General features: G+C 56.2%; 18 protein-coding genes and 2 pseudogenes. 10 read left to right on the forward strand and 10 right to left on the reverse strand.

All coding sequences use genetic code 11. The features are described 5' to 3' along the window. Nucleotides 1–49 precede the first annotated feature (49 nt). The 8 genes and pseudogenes from QO002_RS29900 to QO002_RS29935 form a co-directional block, all read right to left on the reverse strand. The gene (locus tag QO002_RS29900; RefSeq protein WP_307237112.1) at nt 50–793 is read right to left on the reverse strand and encodes an ABC transporter permease; all 744 of its coding nucleotides are present in this window, start codon (nt 791–793) and stop codon (nt 50–52) included. Continuing rightward, nucleotides 790–1,488, reverse strand: a complete 699-nt coding sequence (locus tag QO002_RS29905) for an ABC transporter permease (RefSeq protein WP_307237115.1) — start codon at nt 1,486–1,488, stop codon at nt 790–792. The genes QO002_RS29900 and QO002_RS29905 overlap by 4 nt, the downstream gene beginning before the upstream one ends. A 147-nt stretch (nt 1,489–1,635) precedes the next feature. Continuing rightward, the gene (locus QO002_RS29910; RefSeq protein WP_307237117.1) at nt 1,636–2,409 is read right to left on the reverse strand and encodes a transporter substrate-binding domain-containing protein; all 774 of its coding nucleotides are present in this window, start codon (nt 2,407–2,409) and stop codon (nt 1,636–1,638) included. A gap of 30 nt (nt 2,410–2,439) precedes the next feature. Next, a complete protein-coding gene (locus tag QO002_RS29915) occupies nt 2,440–3,258 on the reverse strand; it encodes an ABC transporter ATP-binding protein (protein WP_370878630.1) in 819 nt (272 codons plus the stop codon). Next, the gene (locus QO002_RS29920) at nt 3,258–4,259 is read right to left on the reverse strand and encodes a M14 family metallopeptidase (protein WP_307237120.1); all 1,002 of its coding nucleotides are present in this window, start codon (nt 4,257–4,259) and stop codon (nt 3,258–3,260) included. Before QO002_RS29920 ends, QO002_RS29915 begins: the two co-directional genes overlap by 1 nt. 23 nt (nt 4,260–4,282) lie before the next feature. Beyond that, nucleotides 4,283–5,473: an aminotransferase class V-fold PLP-dependent enzyme gene (locus QO002_RS29925; protein ID WP_307237123.1), complete on the reverse strand. Its 1,191-nt coding sequence runs from the start codon at nt 5,471–5,473 to the stop codon at nt 4,283–4,285. Between the two features lie 372 nt (nt 5,474–5,845). Continuing rightward, nucleotides 5,846–5,995: pseudogene (locus tag QO002_RS29930) on the reverse strand (amino acid ABC transporter ATP-binding protein); the annotation flags it as partial. Between the two features lie 769 nt (nt 5,996–6,764). After that, nucleotides 6,765–7,400, reverse strand: coding sequence for a TetR/AcrR family transcriptional regulator (locus QO002_RS29935; protein WP_307237126.1), 636 nt, complete (start codon nt 7,398–7,400; stop codon nt 6,765–6,767). Between the two features lie 116 nt (nt 7,401–7,516). Here QO002_RS29935 and QO002_RS29940 point away from each other — a divergent pair, with 116 nt between their 5' ends. From QO002_RS29940 to QO002_RS29960, 5 genes and pseudogenes are all read left to right on the forward strand, one after another. After that, nucleotides 7,517–8,254, forward strand: a complete 738-nt coding sequence (locus QO002_RS29940) for an acetoacetate decarboxylase family protein (protein ID WP_307237130.1) — start codon at nt 7,517–7,519, stop codon at nt 8,252–8,254. A 23-nt stretch (nt 8,255–8,277) separates the two neighbouring features. Beyond that, the gene (locus QO002_RS29945) at nt 8,278–9,144 is read left to right on the forward strand and encodes an ABC transporter substrate-binding protein (RefSeq protein ID WP_307237133.1); all 867 of its coding nucleotides are present in this window, start codon (nt 8,278–8,280) and stop codon (nt 9,142–9,144) included. 23 nt (nt 9,145–9,167) lie between these two features. Further along, complete coding sequence (locus QO002_RS29950; protein WP_307237136.1) at nt 9,168–10,265, forward strand: amino acid ABC transporter permease; 1,098 nt, start codon at nt 9,168–9,170, stop codon at nt 10,263–10,265. Beyond that, nucleotides 10,262–11,011 carry an amino acid ABC transporter ATP-binding protein gene (locus tag QO002_RS29955; protein WP_307237139.1) on the forward strand — a complete coding sequence of 250 codons (750 nt, stop codon included), beginning with the start codon at nt 10,262–10,264 and terminating at the stop codon, nt 11,009–11,011. The genes QO002_RS29950 and QO002_RS29955 overlap by 4 nt, the downstream gene beginning before the upstream one ends. Nucleotides 11,012–11,148: 137 nt before the next feature. Next, nucleotides 11,149–12,301: pseudogene (locus tag QO002_RS29960) on the forward strand (site-specific integrase). 11 nt (nt 12,302–12,312) lie between these two features. Here the strand turns inward: QO002_RS29960 and QO002_RS29965 are convergent. Together QO002_RS29965 and QO002_RS29970 are read right to left on the reverse strand one after the other, a co-directional pair. Continuing rightward, the gene (locus tag QO002_RS29965) at nt 12,313–12,633 is read right to left on the reverse strand and encodes a helix-turn-helix domain-containing protein (RefSeq protein ID WP_307237142.1); all 321 of its coding nucleotides are present in this window, start codon (nt 12,631–12,633) and stop codon (nt 12,313–12,315) included. Further along, nucleotides 12,620–12,991 (reverse strand): type II toxin-antitoxin system RelE/ParE family toxin, encoded by a 372-nt coding sequence (locus QO002_RS29970; protein ID WP_307237144.1) that lies wholly within the window; start codon nt 12,989–12,991, stop codon nt 12,620–12,622. The genes QO002_RS29965 and QO002_RS29970 overlap by 14 nt, the downstream gene beginning before the upstream one ends. 1,285 nt (nt 12,992–14,276) lie before the next feature. Between QO002_RS29970 and repA the strand changes: the two genes are divergently transcribed. From repA to QO002_RS29995, 5 genes are all read left to right on the forward strand, one after another. Continuing rightward, nucleotides 14,277–15,440: a plasmid partitioning protein RepA gene (gene repA / locus QO002_RS29975; protein WP_307237147.1), complete on the forward strand. Its 1,164-nt coding sequence runs from the start codon at nt 14,277–14,279 to the stop codon at nt 15,438–15,440. Beyond that, the gene (repB, locus tag QO002_RS29980; protein WP_307237150.1) at nt 15,437–16,450 is read left to right on the forward strand and encodes a plasmid partitioning protein RepB; all 1,014 of its coding nucleotides are present in this window, start codon (nt 15,437–15,439) and stop codon (nt 16,448–16,450) included. Before repA ends, repB begins: the two co-directional genes overlap by 4 nt. Nucleotides 16,451–16,646: 196 nt before the next feature. Next, complete coding sequence (gene repC / locus QO002_RS29985) at nt 16,647–17,861, forward strand: plasmid replication protein RepC (RefSeq protein WP_307237153.1); 1,215 nt, start codon at nt 16,647–16,649, stop codon at nt 17,859–17,861. 259 nt (nt 17,862–18,120) lie between these two features. Beyond that, nucleotides 18,121–18,648 carry a hypothetical protein gene (locus QO002_RS29990; protein WP_307237156.1) on the forward strand — a complete coding sequence of 176 codons (528 nt, stop codon included), beginning with the start codon at nt 18,121–18,123 and terminating at the stop codon, nt 18,646–18,648. 195 nt (nt 18,649–18,843) lie between these two features. Next, a complete protein-coding gene (locus QO002_RS29995; RefSeq protein ID WP_307237160.1) occupies nt 18,844–19,158 on the forward strand; it encodes a hypothetical protein in 315 nt (104 codons plus the stop codon). Nucleotides 19,159–19,320: the final 162 nt, after the last annotated feature.

Here is a 19,320-nt window from a genome sequence, read left to right on the forward strand (position 1 = left end):
CTCCATCAGGCGGAAAAAGCAGTTTGGACTAAGCGTCAATTGGTGAGCATCAGGAAGAAATCGGGGCCAGATGTCTGAGCATTCTGCCTTCCAAGAACCGGAAAATGCGTGTGATGACGAAGACGATTGCCATGAATATAAGTGCTGCCGTCACAAAGCCCTCATAGGCCAGATAATATTTACTATTGAATTGCCGTGCCGCCCCTAGCAGATCGATTACGGTCACCATGCTTGCAAGTACCGTTGTATATAGGCTGAATATCACCTCATTTCCGTAGGACGGCAACGACCTGCGGAAAGCACTGGGCAACAAGATTCGGCGCAGTATCATTGATTGTGACATCCCGGACGCCGTCGCAGCCTCCACCTCTCCACGCGGCGTATCCTCGATCGCGCCCCGCAGGATTTCACCGGTATAGGCCGACGTGCCGATTGAAAATGAGATTAATGCACACCACCACGGGTCCCGCAGAATCGTCCAGGCCGCAGACTCTCTGATAAACTCGAACTGGGAGAGCCCGTAATAGATAACATAGAGCTGGGCGAGTAGCGGGGTGCCCCGGATGACGTAAATATAGCCGTAGGCGATCTGGTTAAGCACCGGCACACGTCGCGCGCGTATGACCGCCAAGGGGATTGCGAAAAGGCCACCGGCGATCAGCGAGACAATCCACAAGATAAGGGTGTTTACCAGGCCATACCAGAACAGACGCCAATTTTCGATGACAAGATGGAAGTCGAGTGGCGACGTCTCTGACGAAAATCTATGGACCGCCTCGAAGAGGTCACTCATCGCAAGACTCCCCGAACCACGCCCCTTGTGTAATGCTGCTGAAGTGCGCGAAGCCCGATGTCTGAAATGATTGTCATAAGGAGATAAACAACCAATGCGATCATCATGAACGTGAATGGCTCGCGTGTGGCGCGACCTGCGGCATACCCATTGTGGATAATGTCTTCCAAGCCGACGACCGATACAAGAGCCGTGGTCTTCATCAACCCAAGCCAATTGTTCGTGAAGCCTGGCAGAGCGTAGCGAATAAGCTGCGGCCAAATAATGCGACGAAAAAGAAGCCCTCTCTTCATTCCGAAAGAAATCCCGGCCTCTATCATGCCGCGCGGTATTGCCATGTATGCACCACGAAATGTTTCGCTCATATAGGCGCCAAAGATCACGCCGATTACGATCACTCCGGTAATAAACTGGTTTAGTTCTACAAATTTCCACAGACCGGTAACGGCACCCAGTGAATTTAGGGCAACTTGGCCAAAATTGTACAACAGCAGCATGAATACGAGATCAGGAATTCCTCTCACAACCGTGGTGTAGAAGGACGCCGCTCGTTTCGCCAATACATTGCCCGACATGCTCGCCGCTGCACCCGCGAGACCGAGTAGCACTGCGACCATAATCGAGCAGAGGCTTAGGCCGATCGTGACTCCCACCCCCTTCAACAGAAAGGGGCTATATGCGACAATGTTGTCCAAGACGCACCTTAACAGATTGGCGACCCATAAGATTGTGGTTCGTCCGTTCTCACCCGACCAAGGCACGGGCCACCGGCGATGCGGCAGCCCTACCTAAGGTTATTGATCTACTGCGAATTTCCGAGAACTTGAATCAGAAACCGCTGTCTATTGCCCATAGATGTCGTAGCCGAAATACTTCTGGACCAGCTTGTCGTAGGTACCATCGGCGCGGACCTCCTTTATCGCCTTGTTGAGGATCCCTTTAAGCGCGACATCGTCCTTGCGAACACCGATACCAATGCCTTCGCCATAGCACTCCTTGTCCAAAGCCGGTTCCCCGATAAATGCGTACTGCGCATCGGGATTTTTGCGGAGCAGGCCAAAATCGGTCTGGACAGATTCCGCCAGGATGGTATCGACGCGGCCGGCTTGGAGATCAAGATACGTGTCCTCTGCCGTCGGATAGATTGAAACCTTGGCGTCTGGATAGTACTTCGCGAGGAAGCAGCTCTGCACACCTCCGATTGTGCCCAGTTTGATGCCTCCAAGGTCTTTCGCGGAGCGATCTATCTTAGTGCCCTTCTTGGCGATGAAGTAGGCTGGTGATTGATAATATTTGTTTGTGAAATCAATGCGTTGCTTTCGCTCCTCGGTGATGCTCATCGACGCGAAAATTCCATCGAACCGATTGCTCAGCAGCCCTGGGATCATACCGTCCCAATCCTGCGCCACGAATTCGCATTTGCGCCCGATCTTTTCGCACATTGCCATGCCCAGATCGATTTCCCACCCGACAATGGAGCCGTCAGCGGCGCGCTCGTTGAAGGGCGGATAGGCCGCCTCAGTGGCAAATCGGATGATATCCTCGGCGGCGGCAACGCCGAACGAAGCAAAGACCATTACACTCGCCAAAGCAATTTTTCTTATAGAAGCGATCATCTACGTTCCCTCTTGGTTTGCGCATTTGCGTTATTCCGACGAGTATTGGGTGCGCGCCAAAAACTGTCGAAGGCGGTCTGACTCAGGATTGAGCATCACCTCCTCCGGCGACCCCTCGGCTTCTTTAAGTCCCTGATCCAGAAATACGATTCGATTGGAAACCTCCCGGGCAAACGCCATCTCGTGGGTCACCACAATCATGGTTCTCCCCTCTTCCGCCAATCCTTTCATTACCTTCAGAACTTCCCCCACGAGTTCCGGATCCAATGCGGAGGTCGGCTCATCAAACAGGATTACCTCCGGGTCCACCGCAAGTGCGCGCGCTATGGCCGCGCGCTGCTGCTGACCGCCGGACATCTGCGCGGGATAGAAATTTCTCCGCTCGGCCAGCCCAACGCGCTCGAGATATTGCTCGGCAACGTCCTTCGCCTCGCTGCGAGACATGCGAAGAACGTGGAGCGGGGCCTCCATAACATTTTCAAGCGCCGTCATGTGAGACCACAGATTGAAGCTCTGGAAAACCATGGAAACACGGGTTCGAAGTTGCTCGATCTGCTTTCTGTCGGAAGGTTCCAGCTGTCGCGCCCGATTTCGTCGCGTTCGCACCCTTTCGCCATCGAGCGTGACGATTCCTTCGCTCGGGCACTCCAAGAAATTGAGGCATCTCAGAAAAGTGCTCTTGCCGGACCCGCTGGCGCCCAAGATGGAGATAACGTCGTGTTTATAGGCATTGAGTGAGATGCCCTTAAGGACCTCAAACTGACCAAATGATTTGTATATTCCCTCAGCTGAAAGCTGCGGATGGATGCCTGGTTCTTGAGAATTGGGTTGCATTTGAGAAAGCCCCATCAGACCCGCACCAACTTACCAACCTGAGCCAGACAATCCCCGACCTCAACGCGCGGAAGGCTCCTTATTGCAAGCACTCTGCCCGGGATCTTGTTTCTAATCACTTTCGGCGGCGCCATGACGTCGTAGAAATCAAAAATCCGCCCTATTGGATCGCCTTGACCACAGAGCTCACCAATGGCGACATCTGCCATGAAAATGCCGCTGCAGTCCGAGTAAACCTGAGCGCCGGGATCGCTCACGTCGTAAAACCGGCATGGCTTCCCAGGGGCTTCCGCCGGCTCGGGCATGAGCCCCGTATGCGCCAGGAAACCTCTTATGCTTTCTTCGCATCGCCGCGTAACGTTGGAAGAAAGATGGCCGCCACCGCCAAATTCCGCGCTTACACCTATGACGTTCTTGCGCAACATCGCCCCATCTGCGGACGACTCAAAGCCCATGCTCCCCACGGCGGGCAAGAGCATGCCGGCATCCAGCCCAAGGGATTTGAGAAGGTTAAGTCTCTTTTCGTCCTCGGTCACTGAACCGGTGGCGGTGGTAATACCTATGTCTGTGTAGAAGAGTGAACTGCCACCGCTGTGGATGTCAAAAGCATAGTCGCAATTGGCCAGAAGCTCGTTCTCGATGGCATTCGCTATCACTGCGGTCGGCGAACCCAAAGGATTGCCTGGAAATGAACGGTTCAAGTTCAGCTGATCGATCGGCGAGATGCGTGAAGACGATAACGCCGCTGGCGCATTTGCCATCGGCACAACCAGCAGGCTTCCCCTCATCTGATCAGGACTTAGATCGATACATAATTTTCTGGCCGCTATCTGGCCTTCAAATTCGTCCCCGTGCACGCCCGCGCTGACAAGCGCCCTGGGTCCGTCACCATTCCTGATATAGACGACTGGAACGACAATCTTTCCATACGCCGAAAGATGGCTGGAATGCGGAATTGCAAGATGTCCGGATTGCTTGCCGTCCAGGGCGAAGTCGATCCCAACTAGCACTGTCATAGGCTACTCCCGCAAGATTGAACTCAGAGTGACGCCTTGATCGCGCTTATCCCCCGATCGATGTCATCTATGCTGTTGTAGTAGTGGGGGGAGAACCGGATGAAATCGCGCCTCAGGGATGCGATGACGTTGGCCGTCTTGAGTGTCTTGGCGAAGTCACGGCTGTCTTTTCCCGGGAATCGCGCCGCAACAGTGGCAGATCGGTCCGCGTCGGACTGAGGCCCAAGGACCTCTGCGCCCAAGTCTTCCAACCCGGCGATCAAGCGCCTCGACACCCTACGGTTATGCTCGGTAATCTTGCTGATGCCGGTATCGAGAATGTGGCGGATGGACTCGGTAGCGCCGAAGGCTGTGCCATAGGCCATGGTGCCAAATTCGTATCGCTTGGCATTGTCGGGAAGTTCCAGCCGGTCAGCTTGAAAATCCCACATGTTCTTGTGACTGCGCCAACCGACAATACCAGGATTCAACTTTTGCAGCTGGGCAGAGACATACATGACGCCGGTGCCGAACGGGCCGCAAAGCCATTTATATGTGGATGTTGCCACCGCATCAACGCCGGTGGCGGCATCGATCTCGACCTGGCCGGCCGATTGGGTAGCATCGACCACCAGAATGGCTCCATGTGCGTGGGCCTTCTTTGCAAACCGGCGGAGATCGTATTGCTGTCCCGTGCCATATTCAACATGGCTCAAACAGACGACGGAGGTGCTGTCGTCAATGCTGGCTTCGAGTTCATCGGGGTCGATTGTAAGGCGCCCGTCCGCTCGTATCCAGTGCACCTGAGCGCCGGTGTTTTGAGCGACGCGCATCCAGGGGTAGATTGTGGAGGGATGCGTTACGTCTGTTGCAATTATCTTGCTGCCTTTGGGTGGCATGACAGCCCAAGCCAAAGATTGCATCAGGATCGTTTCGCTCGACGAGATGGCGATGTCATCGCTGGTAGCGTTGAAAAGCTCCGACATCGCATTGTTGAGATTGTCGAGACAGTTGACTTCAGCTTGTTCATCGAAGGCGATCGTACCCTCTTCGGCGAGCGCGTTTTGCCAGTTTGATATCGCCTGCGCTGCCCCTTTGTGAGTGAGGCCCACAGAAGCGGCGTCAAGATAGACGTGGCGTTCGGACGGGGGAAACACTTCGGGGCTTCCGAGACGGAAAGAATTACTGATTTGCATAACGTGGACCTCTGGCTCGACGATGTCTTCATCGCCCACCTTACAGATGTCCCCGGACGCTTCGTTGTCATCTTGAGAATTCAAACGTGACGGCCCGGAAACTCAGAACACGGCGCCACAACGCTGCTTTCGATCCCAAGCACATTATCGGGCGTGCCGACTTGTCCCTTTCCCTCTCAGGACGAGACGGCTAGCGCTGATCGGCTCATCGCGCACCCAGGGGCGAAGCGTCGAGCTTCGCGGCCCGCCCGGGGCCATCGAGCCGAAGGCCAAGATCATAACCGAGGCGGCAAGAAATGGGTGGGCACCCCGCGAAGTTCCCCGACATGAACACCTTAGCTAACTCCCGAGCATTTATGTTCAAGATTAAATGGTCGATCAGGGCGTGTCGTCGATCGCCCGGAACCGTCATCAGCGCAGGATCTGGCTCAGGAACAGGCGGGTGCGTTCGTGCTGCTGACTGTCGAAGAACTGGCCTGCCGCGTTCTGTTCGACGATCTGGCCCTCCTCCAGGAAGATCACGCGGATTGCCATCTAGCGGGCAAAACCCATTTCGTGGCTGCGCTACCGGATATTTGGGCCGAGGTCCAGAAGCTCGAGCACCGGGATTTTCAGATGGATTTGCCGGAATTTGAGTGAACCTCTGCGCCTGTATGTGACTTCCTGTCCGAAAGGTTCCGATACAAATTGGACGCCTTGAAAGGATTCGAACCGGCGACCCGCCGTTCGGTGGGAATGTTTTGCTTAAAACTTTCCGATACAGGCAACTACTTGCTTTCGGGAAAGACCGGTCTGGGGCCGTCTACGGACTGGCCGGTTCTTGGAACTCACGCGGGGAAAACCCCCTTCACCTGGTCGCGGAGTTTCACACGATATCACGAGTTAGATTCAAGCTTTATCGCGCCTAAAGTGCCGGACAAAATAGGTTCTAAAGACTGGCGGTCGTTTTACTATCGAGGCGAAGGAGTATTCTGGAAAATACCAAGTCGACGACATGAGCGTCGGCGCGAATGCTGCGACGGCAGACGCGGTGCGTGCACGATCAGCAGGGGATTTGCACAGCCCCGAAAACACGGATTCTTGGAATCCACCAGTGCGCAGCAAAGGCGATGATAAATCTTTTCTACGAGGTCCGGGCTCTTACGGAGGTTCAGTCACATAGCCGCGCACTGGAGATCTGGCTGCATTAAAATTCGACAAGAGAGAGCAGCCGTGGATCTTCGGTCGGAGTTGTGCTCGCGCTCAAGAGGCAAAACCCTATTCATCCACCCGACCTGCGTGTCGGCCCCGCCGGCGGGAAATCCACATCACGAACGATCAGACGACGGCACTAACGCCCAATGAAGGTCGCCGCGTAGCTTTTCATCGCGTTCTTCAACTCGTCCATGAGTTCGGGCCGTTGATCTTCAGGCTGTTCGAAAATGAACCGAAGCAACTTATCGCCGAGGTTGGCGAGAATGACGGCTCCGCTGGGACTGAACTTGATGTCGTGGCCGGACGAACGTTCGATGAGGTCGATCACGGTCTGATGAATGTGACTGTTCGCTTCGTTGCCAGCTAGCTTCGCCGTCTGTGTAAGCCGGTTGTTCAACCATAGCTCTCTGACGGTGGGTTGGCTGTAAAACTCCGCGAAACGATCGTTCACGGCGTCGATGGCAACTTCCCAGCTCTGGAAGTTTTCGGCTGCAAGCTCATCGATCGCCGCCCGAGTCTGTTCTGCATACATAAGACTGAGGGCTTCCAAGACGGCCTCGCCGTTCTCAAAGTAATTGTAAAAGACTCCCGCCGTGACACCTGAAGCGTCGACGATTGGCCATGGGGATTGCACGATCGCCTCATAGCCGTACTCGGGCAAAAGCCTGTCGGCCGCCTCCAGAATGCTGCGGACTTTCTCACGGCTTCGCTGCTGGGTCGGCAGGCGCCTCAAGGCACTGCTCAAATCAATTTGGGAAATCGTCTTGATCATGTTTCTCGGTGCTCGCCCCTGCCCAATTCGTTGCCACATCGTGAGCCGCTTGACGACTTCTATTTTTAGGGATAGCAAATTACCAGAATAGAATCCATTCCATTTTGGAGATTGCAATGAATATCCCCGCCGTATCGATCCCGATGTGGACATCGCTCATGAATCCGCCGCCGCATAAGTTCAGGAACTGCAAACGCGTGTTGATCCTATGCGCCGCCGATCCGGGCCGCGTTCAAGCACTCCTTCCCGCCCCTCTCGAAGCCACCGGCGATTTCGTCGTCATCAGTTGGATTACCATTGGCGAGGTCGAAGGTTACGTCGACGCCCGCAACATCTCCATCAACCTTCCCTGCCGCTACCAGGACCAGCACGGAAAGACATGCTCTCTCGAGTACATCGACGTGGACATGGGCCTGACAGCAGGACGCGAGATGTGGAGCTGGCCGAAGAAGGGCGGCGACTTCGTGTGGCAGGAGAGCGATATGGGCATCCATCTGGAATGCGCCCGCCGCGGCCATACGCTGTTCAAGGCAGACGTCACCTTTAAGCCCGGAGCCCCCACCGTCGACTGGCAGGCGGCACATGGCGCGCCGGATCTAGGTTCGACGAATCTTCAGGTCAGGCATCTCGCGGATTCGTTTGAGCACCAGCCTCACACCGCAGAAGTGCTGCAGGTGCCGACGCCGAATTTCGTGCTTCACTCCAGCGTCCCGGTCGACGCCACGATCGAAGTTACGAGCGGACCACAGGATTCGCTGAGCGAACTCGGTCCGCTGCGCGTCGTAGCCGCACGCTATGAGCACAGCGAATTCGATCTCGCTTCAGGAACCGTCATCGGCAGCGTCACACTTTAAACAACCATAAAAGGGGAACAAGCATGACAAGATTCAACACCTCGATGATCCCAGCCATGGTCGCAGCGGTACTGGCCGTCAATCCGGTGACGGCGCCATTCGCGCATGCGTCAGAGCAGAAATATGGCGACTGCGTCGTCACCGGCGCCTTTGGCAAATACAAGCTCGAGCCTTCTCAGTCGGGCCTGCTCACCATCCTTGCCACCCTTCCCGCGCCCGGAGACTACAACGGCGATACCGCGGAGCAGGTAAAAAGCGGCTATTCTTACTGCCTCGCGGCAGAAATCGCCCACCGCGGCGGTGTGCCCGCCATAACTGTAAAGAACGTCTCCTTCGACGCCTTGGTCAGCGGACGCTCGAAAGATTTCGACGTCGCGATCCTGCAACTGTTCAAAACGCCGGAACGCGAGAAGGTCGCCGACTTCAGCACTCCATATCTGCGGGTCAACACCGGTATTCTCGTTCGCTCGAACAGCAAGATCGACGACACGACGATCAAGGACGCAAAGATCGGTGTCCTTCTAGGATCGATCAACGACATTTTCGTCAAGGAGACACTGAAACCGTCGCAGGCGCCTGCCCAGTTCCAGAGCATTTCGGATATGGTCACGGCGTTGATGGCGCGTCAGATCGATGCCATCCTGCTCGACACCACCTTGACGATGATCATCGCAAAGCAGACGGGCGGAAAGCTGAAGGTAATCGGCCAGTACGAGGCAGGCGGCGACGCCGCGGTTCTCTTGGCGAAGGGCTCCGCCAATACGAAGATCGTCGACAAGATCATAGAGGAACTTCGTGGAGAAGGTCGTCTGGATAGCCTTCTTGAAGAGCAGCTTGCTCCGTTCATGGGTGGCAATCCAAAAGACCTTCCGGTGTGGAAGGTAAAGTAGTCATGGTCGCCGCCGAGGTGGGAATGTCCTTGCCAGTCTCAAATGGAACGCCGCGCTCCCCTGGAGCCACGCCACCGCCAACCACGGGCCGGCTCATTGGCACCGCCATCGTCATCGGGGGATTGGTAGCCGTCTGCGCGGCGTTGGCTGCCGGCAACGCCGCGCCGCAGCTTGGCTCGTCCGGGATTGTAGTTCCAGCGACCTTGGCCCTGGCTATCGTGCTGATGGTGGTGCTGGTTCCTCTGGCCAGGTCGATCGCAAATGCGTCGGCCTCTCATATCAAGTGGCGGGGTGGCGACGTCGTCGCCGCCCGCGCTCTCGCTCAAAAATCGCGGGATCTGTCCGCGACAGCCATCGGCCTATCGGTATTTCTCGCCGTCGCGGTCACGGTTTTCTTCTTCCTCACAGTGACGGACGGCGCGATCCGCGACACATTCCTTCGTGGAGAGCTGATCCGCACTAGCGCCATCGAGACCGCCAAGGCTTTTGGCATTAATGTCGCATTGGCGATAGGCGCGGAAACCCTGGCCTTGGCGATCGGCCTGCTGCTCGCTCTCGGCCGGCTGCTTCCTGGAAAAGGTATGGGATCGGTGCGCCTGCTTGCGATCAGCTACATCGATCTGTTCCGCGGCCTGCCTTCCGTCGTCGTCATCTACCTGATCTGCTTCGGTCTCCCGCTGGCGGAGATCCCGGTCATCAGCGAGGCAAGCCCCATCATTTACGCAGTCATCGCGCTGTCGATGACCCACGCGGCCTACAATGCCGAGATATTCCGCGCGGGCATCGAATCCGTCCATCCAAGCCAATATTCGGCGGCACTGTCGCTGGGCATGACCCCCGCCCGCGCGATGCTTCACGTCATCCTCCCGCAAGGGGTGCTCAGGGTATTCCCTCCGCTCTTGAGCGGATTCGTCGCGCTTCAGAAGGATACAGCGCTCGTCAACATCGTCGGCATCGTCGACGCCTTCGCCCAAGCGAAAATTTACGCGGCGAATTATTATAATCTTTCTGCCGTGACCACTGTCTGCATTCTCTTCGTGATCATCACAATCCCGCAAACGCGCCTTGTCGACTACATGCTTGCGCGGCGCGCGGCCAGAGCAAGAGTATCTTCCCAATGAGCGCATTCATCGAAATCAAGGATGTGAGGAAGTCGTACGGTACGATGCCGGTGCTGAAAGGCATCAACCTGTCCGTCGCGGCCCATGAAGTGATCTGCCTTATCGGGGCGTCCGGCTCCGGGAAGTCGACACTGTTGCGGTGCATGAACGGACTTGAGACGATAAACGAAGGTCAGATCGTGTTGGATGGCGATATCGTCACCGGCGATGGCGTCGACCTGGTGCATCTTCGTCGGCGCGTCGGAATGATTTTCCAGAGCTTCAACCTGTTCCCCCATCTTACCGTGCTCGAGAACGTGACGCTCGCGCCTGTGACTTCGAACAAGATGTCGCGGGCTGCAGCGAGCGAGGAGGCGATGGCGATGCTCAAGCGCGTCGGGCTTGATGCAAGAGCGCATTACAGACCCGATCAGCTCTCCGGAGGGCAGCAGCAGCGCGTGGCCATCGTCCGCGCCATGCTGATGCACCCCTCCGTGCTGCTCATGGACGAAATCACTTCGGCGCTCGATCCAGCGCTCGTGCGCGAGGTCCTCGACCTCGTCCGCGAACTCGCCCGCTCCGGAATGACCATTCTCATGGCCACCCATGAGATGGCGTTTGCGCGCGAGGTATCGAGCCGAGTCTGTTTTTTGCATCAAGGCATCCTCGTCGAACAGGGAACGCCTGAGCAGATCTTCGGTTCGCCGCAGATGAACGAGACGCAGGAGTTTCTCCGGGCTCAGATCAAAGGGCAGATCGCGGCCTGAACGGCGTTAACTATTGGTCGCCACGCCCGCGACCGCTGCGGATCATTTGCTCTCGATCAAAGTAGCCGACATTACATTCCAAACACTGATTATTCATGACGCCGGGATCCATAACCGCCGATAAGTATCGCCTATCGATGGTGATTGATTTCGAGCCGCAAATCATTCCGAAGCGGGCAAGAGCATGGCCCGCGAGGCGCGCCGATGGCGAATTTTCTGGTTTAACGCTGCTGGAGGTACAATGGCTATCGTCGGCCGAGCGATCGTGTTCTGCGAACGCTGCACAGGTCAAACCTCGAGTCGACGCTCGAGGGCCGGAAGTCCGCAGCGACTTCCGATCGATCCGGCGCGACGATCTGGCCGAGTTCCTCACAAACCATGCCTCGAAACCCTGCTTCACCTCGTCAACGAAGGCGTAGGCGGAAACAGTGTAACGCGCACCCACGTCTGACATGCATATCTGCAAGCTCGGTCACTGGCGGCAACCGGTGCCTCCCTCCTCCGCGACGTCGATCCTCTTCACGGCATGCCCAACGTCTGCGCGACCAGCGTTTTCTGCGATGGACCAGGCCGCATGCACCCGATGCCGTCAGACGCCGGCTCGCGACCGGGTCGACGCCTACCAAATGGCGCGCGCCGACCGGCGCCTTTTCCTCCCCTGCCCTGAAATCGGCGATCCGGTGTGACGCAGGCACCACCCCGCTTCACCGGCGATGTGCTGGCAAGACTGCCTGCAGCACCGACACTCTTCGCGACGTGCGCGATCGGGCCATCCTGATGGGGGCCTTTGCCGCAGGTGGGCGAGGCGCAGCGAGATCGCCGGACTGCGACTAGAGCAGCTAGCTGCCGAGGCGCCGATCATCTGCGAGGGCACCCCCCCCCTCCCCGCTGTCTGCATCCTCGGCCGCACCAAGACGTCGGGCGCAGAACATGATGAGATGGTCTTTCTGACGGGCGGCCCGTCGAGGTGTTAAATGGGTGGCTTTTGGCTGCCAGGATCGAGAGTGGCGCGGTGTTCGGAAGGTCAATCGCTGGGGCAATGTTTCGGCAAAGGCGCTTGAACCGGCGGCGGTCAAATCCGATCGTTTAGCAGCGCGCCGAGATGGCCGGCCTGGAGCCAGCAGAGCTCTCAGCGCATAAGGTTGCGGTCGGTTCAGACCGAAGGCGCCAATCGTGGAATTCCGCTGCCTGAGGCCATAGCACAATCTCGCCATCGCTTGGTCCAGCAGGCATCCATCTTATAATAACGCAACCAGACGCACCGGAAGAGCAGCTCGTTTGCTGATCTGAACTTCCCTGTCTCAGGAGTTAGTCCGCGTTCGCTCAACGATGCTTGAGAGATCGACCTTTCTGCCGGCCACGTCGGCGACGATCTTCAGCGTTCCGCCCAGCGACTCCACGTACTCTCGCAAGGTCGATAGCTTCATATCTGCACGCTTTTCGAGCCGCGAAACATTGGTCTGCTTGATCCCGGATTTTGCAGAAACCTGTTCTTGCGTTCGCCCGGCTAGTACGCGTAACTCCCGCAGGTTATCCGCCGTCACAAGCGCGTTCGCACGGTCCGTAATTGCTTGGCGCTCATCTGCTGGAAGACCGGAAATCAGCTTATCAAGTTCGTCCACGGTTTTTCTCCAGATCTGAGAGATGTTGGTCGTATCGTCGGTCGGCCAATTCGATCAGCCGTTTGTAAAAGAGCTTTTGGCTCACACCACTTTTCGCGCCACCGCATAAGAGGACGGCTTTTCGTTCTGGATCGAACGCAAACGCAAAGCGCCAGTGTACCTTCAACACCTTTACACGAAGCTCTTTCATGTTGGCGTGCCGTGAGCCTTCAAGCGTATCGACTTCAGGCCTTCCAAGGCGAAAGCCTTTTTCCCTGAGTGCCACAAGGTGAGCAAGCAGCTCGATCCGGGCTTCCTTCGGGAGGTCGTTAATTTCTTCACGGAATTGACCGTGAAACTCGACCTTCCATCCCGCCATGTAAAATTCCAAAAGATATAGATCCGTCATGATATATAAAGCACCAGTCCAGCTTTTACAACCTTTCGCTGGGCGCTCGAGCAAAAGGCAGTTTGCCGCGAAGGTCTTTGTCAGCGGCCCGCGATTTGCGAAACCGTCCTGATTAGAAAAATGTCTTCCCCGTAATGATGGAACCGCGTGTGATGTGCCCGGAATACCAGCGGGTTTCGAGCAGGAGGAAACGCAAAAAAATTGTGCGGGCGAGTGCAAAGCGCGATGGCGCGGATGCCAAGGGAGATCAAGCTGACTGCTTGAAAGGGCCCCACATATTTGACCCTACCCCAGACCTTTTACCGCCCGGAGTGCGGGCCGGGGCATCGACGGTGAAACGGGTGAGCGATGACGCCGGAGACACCTGACTGATCCTCTTTATGTGCGATGCCTTCAGATGGATCACTAAGGCCGGTTGTCACGCCCGCAACCCTCGACCGAAATGATTTTCCAGGTCCTAAGGATCCCCTCACGAAGTACAACCGTCCCGTTCTCAAGCGCTGCACCCCTTGGGGTGCGGACCTTCCTCTTGCTGTCGTTTTGTCGTGCCCATCGGCAGCGTTAACAATTGAGATACAGCAATGTCCGACCTCGTAAACTTCATCCGTTCACCGAGACCGGCCTCTCAGGCAACATCGCATCCATGGCTCGCCGAAGACGGCAGCAGCGCGAGCCCGAAAAATTGCCCGTTTATCCACTTCTCACTAAAACTCCGAGGGCGCTCTCTGTGGAAATCGGCGGCATTTGGATGAAGGGCAATCAGATCCGGTGGCAGATATCACACCCGGACGGTCAATACGGGATACTGACGGTTTAATTGCTTCCCCGGCCAGATCTGAGGGTGGCATCCCCTGGTGATTGATCCAGCGAGGTGCAACCCCGGTGGGCCGTGGTACACCCGGAAAGGAGATGTACAGAGCAGCGGCTACGCTACCTAGCCCCTTTTGTCGAAACTCGTGTAGCGGCGGGGCTTTACGTTGAAGCGGAGCCATTAGGTAAGTAGCCCGAACAAGTGATTTCCGCGACATCGTGTGTGCCATGATTCTGTAGAGTTGCCACATGGCAACTTTTAAGCCGAGCGTGGAGAACACTGGCGCCGTGTCCTTGTTAAGATTTTGTTAACTCAATTTTCCTTGCTACCGGTCGCGACTCGGGGCAATGTCACCTACGAGATATTTGCTCACTGTGGAGAATTATCGTAGTTATGTTGAAGCCTCGTAGTCAGGCGGTCGCCCAAGCCACCTTGAAGCCATTGATGACCGACATCATCGCTGGCGATGGAGCTGCGCTCTCTCAAGAGTTGTTGGCAATGAGGAAGGCGCTCTTTCCACCAGTCTCGCAAAAGACTCTCCGCTCGTTTTCATCAGTCGAATCTGCAAAGCTGATCGGTATAGCGGATGCTTATCTCCGACAGTTGTCATTGAACGGGAAAGGACCGCAACCCGACATTGGGTCTGGCGGTCGACGCTGGTACACTCTTAATCAAATTAATCTAATACGCGCAGTCCTCGACGAAAACTCCAAGGGCAAAAAATACGTACCCCGACGGCGTCCCAGTGAACATTGTCAAGTAATGGCGGTTGTCAACTTCAAGGGTGGCAGCGGGAAGACGACCACCGCTGCGCATCTCGCACAATACCTTGCACTTCAAGGATATCGCGTTCTCGCTGTCGATCTCGACCCGCAAGCCTCGCTCACCGCTCTACACGGTTACCAGCCCGAGTATGACATCGCTGCAAATGAGACTATGTACGCGGCGATCCGGTATGACGATCAACGGCGTCCGATGTCAGAGATTATAAAGCCAACCTACTTTTCGGGGCTCGATATTGTTCCTGGTAACCTCGAGCTCATGGAGTATGAGCATGATACGCCACGTGCTCTTGCGGAGCACTCCTCTGAACCGTTTTTTGGTCGTGTCGCGTCTGCACTCGGTTCGGTGGAAGACAACTATGATGTTATGGTTCTCGATTGCCCGCCGCAGTTGGGCTTCCTAACTCTTGGAGCTCTTTGTGCTTCGACGGGGCTTCTAATCACCGCCCATCCGCAGATGCTTGATGTTATGTCGATGTGTCAGTTTCTCCTAATGACATCTGACCTCCTCGGAGTTGTTCAGGAAGCGGGCGGCGATCTCGACTACGACTTCATTCGTTACGTGGTAACACGGTTTGAACCGTCCGATGCGCCACAGGCGCAGATGGTCGGTTTCATGCGGTCTCTCTTCCGCGAACGCGTACTGACAAACACGATGCTGAAATCGACAGCTGTTTCCGATGCGGGTCTATCAAAGCAGACGCTCTATGAGGTGGGACGAGAGAATTTCTCAAAGGCAACGTATGACCGCGCCATTGAGTCGCTTGATGCAGTGAATGGCGAGATTGAGAGCCTAATTAGGCAGGCTTGGGGGAGGGCGACATGAGCCGCAAGGATACGCTGAAGGCCATGCTCTCTCGGCGAGAAAGCGAGTTGCCACATGGCAACCTTGAAGAGGATACCTTTGAAACTGAGGAGGTTCCTCCTCCGGAGAAGAAGCTTCAGCACATCCGATCAGGCGCGGTTGGCGCAATGGGGCGCTCACTTGGCAACATAGTTAGCGCCGCGGACCAGGCTCGTGCGCTCATTGCCGAAGGTTCTGCCGTCGTCGAGATACAGCCTGATAAGATTGACAGCTCTTTTGTTTCAGATCGACTGCCCGATGACGGCGAAACCTTCCAGCAGCTTTTAGAAGCTATTCGAGTTTCCGGCCAGAATAGCCCAGTGCTTCTTCGACCCCATCCGGAAAACGCGGATCGATATCAAATCGTATTCGGCCATCGGCGCGTCAGAGTCGCCTCAACACTGAAGCAGGCAGTCAAGGCCGTCGTTCAGAATCTGTCTGACGAAGAAATGGTAGTCGCGCAAGGTCAGGAAAATGCGACTCGAACCGATCTGAGTTATATTGAGCGCGGACTATTTGCCTTGGCGCTTGAGGAACGTGGCTTTGATCGCCACGTCATAATGCGTTCGTTGGGAATGGAGAAAACCCAGCTCTCGAAGCTAATGGCAGTTGCTCATTCCGTGCCGCGTGAGATCATCGAAGCAATAGGGCCTGCGCCTAAGGCTGGAAGGCCTCGTTGGATGGGGCTCGCCGAGAAGCTCGCAGTCAGCAAGCCAAAGGTTCTGGAAGACATTCTCCAGCGCAAGGACTTTCGAAACTCCGACACAGATGCCCGTTTTGCAATGGTAATGGAAGCGCTCACTGCTAAGCGAAAGGCAGCGAAGGCCGAGACGATTAAATCGGGCGATGGTCAAAAACTTGCGATGGTTCAGCGTTCGACGAAGGTGCTTAATCTGAGTTTTGATGAAAAGACATCGCCGGCGTTTGGCGATTTTATCATCGGCAAACTGGAGCAGCTTCATCAAGAGTTCAAGAAATTTCAGGAGAGGTGAGTTCGGTTCACTTCACATGGATCAGATATAAGAGGAACAACCCGCAAAAGAAAAAGGCCCCCAAACGTTGCCGTCGTGGAAGCCCTTCTCGTATTCTCTAGCAAGATCGAGAATCGCATTTCCCCGAATCACAGTCAAGAGTCTTTGGCATCGTTTTGGTGAGCAGGTTTCTTTTGCCTTTTGAAAGGTGAAGGACATGCAGAGTGGAAGTGTGACGACGCCCTTCGGGCGGCGGCCGATGACGCTTGCCTTGATCAGGGGGCAGCTGGAAACAGCCGGCGCCAAGCAGGGCAGGTCGGTCGACAAATGGAAAATCTACCGTGACGCCTGCGACGCCCGCACCATTCTGGGCCTGCGGGACCGTGCCCTGGCGGTTCTCAACGCCTTGCTGACGTTTTATCCGGAGACCGAACTGAGCGACGACGAAAACCTCGTGGTGTTTCCGTCGAATTCGCAGCTGACAGCACGCGCCAACGGTATTGCCGGCACGACACTTCGCGAGAACCTGGCACTGCTGGTCGATGCTGGCCTGATCCACCGAAACGACAGCCCGAACGGCAAGCGTTATGCCCGCAAGGGCAGGGACGGGGCGATCGAAACCGCTTATGGCTTCAGCCTGGCTCCGCTTCTCGCGCGCGCCGAAGAGCTGGCGCTGATGGCGCAGGATGTCGCCGAAGAGCGACGGCGCCTCAAAATCCTGAAAGAACGGATCTCGCTGCGCCGTAGAGATATCCGCAAACTGATCTCTGCCGCCATGGAGGAGGGGGCTTCCGGTGACTGGGGCATGGTTGAAGACCACTACATCGCTGCTGTCGGGCGTCTTTCGAAGGCAAAATCCGGCGAGGAACTGTCCGGATGTGCCGAGGAACTCGACCTTCTGCATGAAGAAGTGATCAACCTGCTGGAACTTCAGCTGATTTCAGAAAAAACCGTCACCATTGATGGCGAATACCGTCAGCACATACAGAATTCAAAAACCGAATCCAGCTATGAACTTGAACCTCGCTCTGAAAACGAGCAGGGCGAACCGGCCGTGCCACACAACCAGCCGAAGCGGGAGACGCCGCAGGTGTTTCCGTTGGGACTGGTGTTGCGGGCTTGCCCGGAGATGTCCGCTTACGGGCAGGGGGGCAAGATCGAGAACTGGCGCGACATGCGAACGGCTGCCGTGGTGGTGCGATCGATGCTCGGCGTCAGCCCGTCGGCCTACGAGGAGGCCTGCGAAGCGCTCGGGGCCGAGAATGCCGCGGTCGCGATTGCTTGCATTCTCGAGCGGGCCGGGCACATCAACTCGGCCGGCGGCTATCTGCGGGATCTCACGGCGCGCGCGCGGCGAGGGGAGTTTTCCATTGGACCGATGCTGATGGCGTTGCTGCGGCTCAACGGGACGGTGCAGCAGAAAACCGGCTAAGGACGGCGGACGCAGACTTCAATAGTTTCCGTTGAGGACGAACAGAATGAGCTCACAGTACGATATGTTTGAGATTGAGCAGCGCCCGGCGCCAACGGAAAATCGTCCCGGACCCCGCCGGCCGGTAGGCATGTCGGAAGACGATATGGCTCGCTATCTCCAGGCAACCGGTCGCTATCGCATTCTCAGCAAGCTTGAGTCTCGCCGTATCGTCACCGTGCCGTCGATGATTGCCACGCGCTTCTGGAGGTAAAGGGCAATGACACGGAAAGCCTTTCCATGGCGGAAGCTGACACCGGCACAAATCGACATGATGGAAAAGCTGGCCACGGGCGGAGGGTCGCTGCCGTACGATAAACTGGAATACCGCGATCTGGTTGCCTTCGAAGAGTTGCGGAAACTCGACTTTGCCGACATCAGGCCAAAGGGCCGAACGAAGCTGGAAGCAGTGATGACGGAAAAGGGCAAGGCGCTTCAGGCCAATAATTACCAGACCGAACGCATCATAGTTCGCATCACTGCCGCGCAAATCGAGTTGCTTCGCAGCCTCAACGATACCGAAAATGAAGATAGCGTCGGCGCGGCGATCCACGACTTGCCGGGTTCCATGTATGATGGTTGCCGGCGCATGATGTTGCGTGGCTGGGTAGAGTGGCATGAAGGCTGGGACAAGCGCTTCTGGGCAAGGCTGTCGCCCGCCGGCCGTGAGGTACTGGAAGCCGTCGATGCACTGGATGACACTATTGTGCAGATGGCTGATGCACTGAAACGCGGGAAGCTGCATTGAACGCATAAGCGTGTATATGAGTTTTGGGCCAGCCTTCGAGCCATTGACCGGGCCATCGCCGCGACAGGAAGAAAAACGACGCCTCCGCTTTCTGTCCGGTTGCCAACCAATCTCCCGTATCTGCGACTTGGCTCGTGCCTACGTCCTGCCACGTTTCACGCCTAAACACCTCCAAGAAGTAAGGCAGATCGACGGATGAGCATGACCGACCAAGGGCCAGACACACCGCTACCAAAAAGACCTTTGTCCGACGCAGTCGAAACAAACTTTCGCATTATTGCAGCAACGTTTTTCCTGTTCGCTGCGATTATCGTCGGTCTGCAAATTCTTGGTTATCTGACTTCCGGGCACTGGATACCATTCTCGGTAATCGAACTGGCTCGGCTGTTCAGCGATAATGAGTGGTTACTAACCCCAGTAACTTGGATTGTAGTTCACAAAACTTTCTCCGCTATTCCAGCATCCGCACTCTTTTTGGCTGCCGGATTTATCATTGCGGTTACCGGATAAAACCGGGCGAATTTTCAGCCCGTTAACTTAAGCAGCCGGCCTGACTTGCCCTCCGTCAAATCTCCCCTATGATTTCCGACAGATGCAGACCACGGATGGACTGGCTGCGGATGGATACGAAAGGCTGGGTTTATTACCCGGCCTTTTTGTTGCCTATTGCCC

Source organism: Pararhizobium capsulatum DSM 1112 (genome assembly GCF_030814475.1).
GTDB classification, from domain to species: domain Bacteria; phylum Pseudomonadota; class Alphaproteobacteria; order Rhizobiales; family Rhizobiaceae; genus Pararhizobium; species Pararhizobium capsulatum.

Excerpts from the sequence above, each read along its gene's own strand:
- QO002_RS29900 (WP_307237112.1), bottom strand. The coding sequence starts at position 793 with ATGAGTGACCTCTTCGAGGCGGTCCATAGATTTTCGTCAGAGACGTCG.
- QO002_RS29910 (WP_307237117.1), bottom strand. The coding sequence starts at position 2,409 with ATGATCGCTTCTATAAGAAAAATTGCTTTGGCGAGTGTAATGGTCTTT.
- QO002_RS29915 (WP_370878630.1), bottom strand. The coding sequence starts at position 3,258 with ATGGGGCTTTCTCAAATGCAACCCAATTCTCAAGAACCAGGCATCCAT.
- QO002_RS29920 (WP_307237120.1), bottom strand. The coding sequence starts at position 4,259 with ATGACAGTGCTAGTTGGGATCGACTTCGCCCTGGACGGCAAGCAATCC.
- QO002_RS29935 (WP_307237126.1), bottom strand. The coding sequence starts at position 7,400 with ATGATCAAGACGATTTCCCAAATTGATTTGAGCAGTGCCTTGAGGCGC.
- QO002_RS29940 (WP_307237130.1), top strand. The coding sequence starts at position 7,517 with ATGAATATCCCCGCCGTATCGATCCCGATGTGGACATCGCTCATGAAT.
- QO002_RS29945 (WP_307237133.1), top strand. The coding sequence starts at position 8,278 with ATGACAAGATTCAACACCTCGATGATCCCAGCCATGGTCGCAGCGGTA.
- QO002_RS29950 (WP_307237136.1), top strand. The coding sequence starts at position 9,168 with ATGTCCTTGCCAGTCTCAAATGGAACGCCGCGCTCCCCTGGAGCCACG.
- QO002_RS29955 (WP_307237139.1), top strand. The coding sequence starts at position 10,262 with ATGAGCGCATTCATCGAAATCAAGGATGTGAGGAAGTCGTACGGTACG.
- QO002_RS29970 (WP_307237144.1), bottom strand. The coding sequence starts at position 12,991 with ATGGCGGGATGGAAGGTCGAGTTTCACGGTCAATTCCGTGAAGAAATT.
- repA (WP_307237147.1), top strand. The coding sequence starts at position 14,277 with ATGACCGACATCATCGCTGGCGATGGAGCTGCGCTCTCTCAAGAGTTG.
- repB (WP_307237150.1), top strand. The coding sequence starts at position 15,437 with ATGAGCCGCAAGGATACGCTGAAGGCCATGCTCTCTCGGCGAGAAAGC.
- repC (WP_307237153.1), top strand. The coding sequence starts at position 16,647 with ATGCAGAGTGGAAGTGTGACGACGCCCTTCGGGCGGCGGCCGATGACG.
- QO002_RS29990 (WP_307237156.1), top strand. The coding sequence starts at position 18,121 with ATGACACGGAAAGCCTTTCCATGGCGGAAGCTGACACCGGCACAAATC.
- QO002_RS29995 (WP_307237160.1), top strand. The coding sequence starts at position 18,844 with ATGAGCATGACCGACCAAGGGCCAGACACACCGCTACCAAAAAGACCT.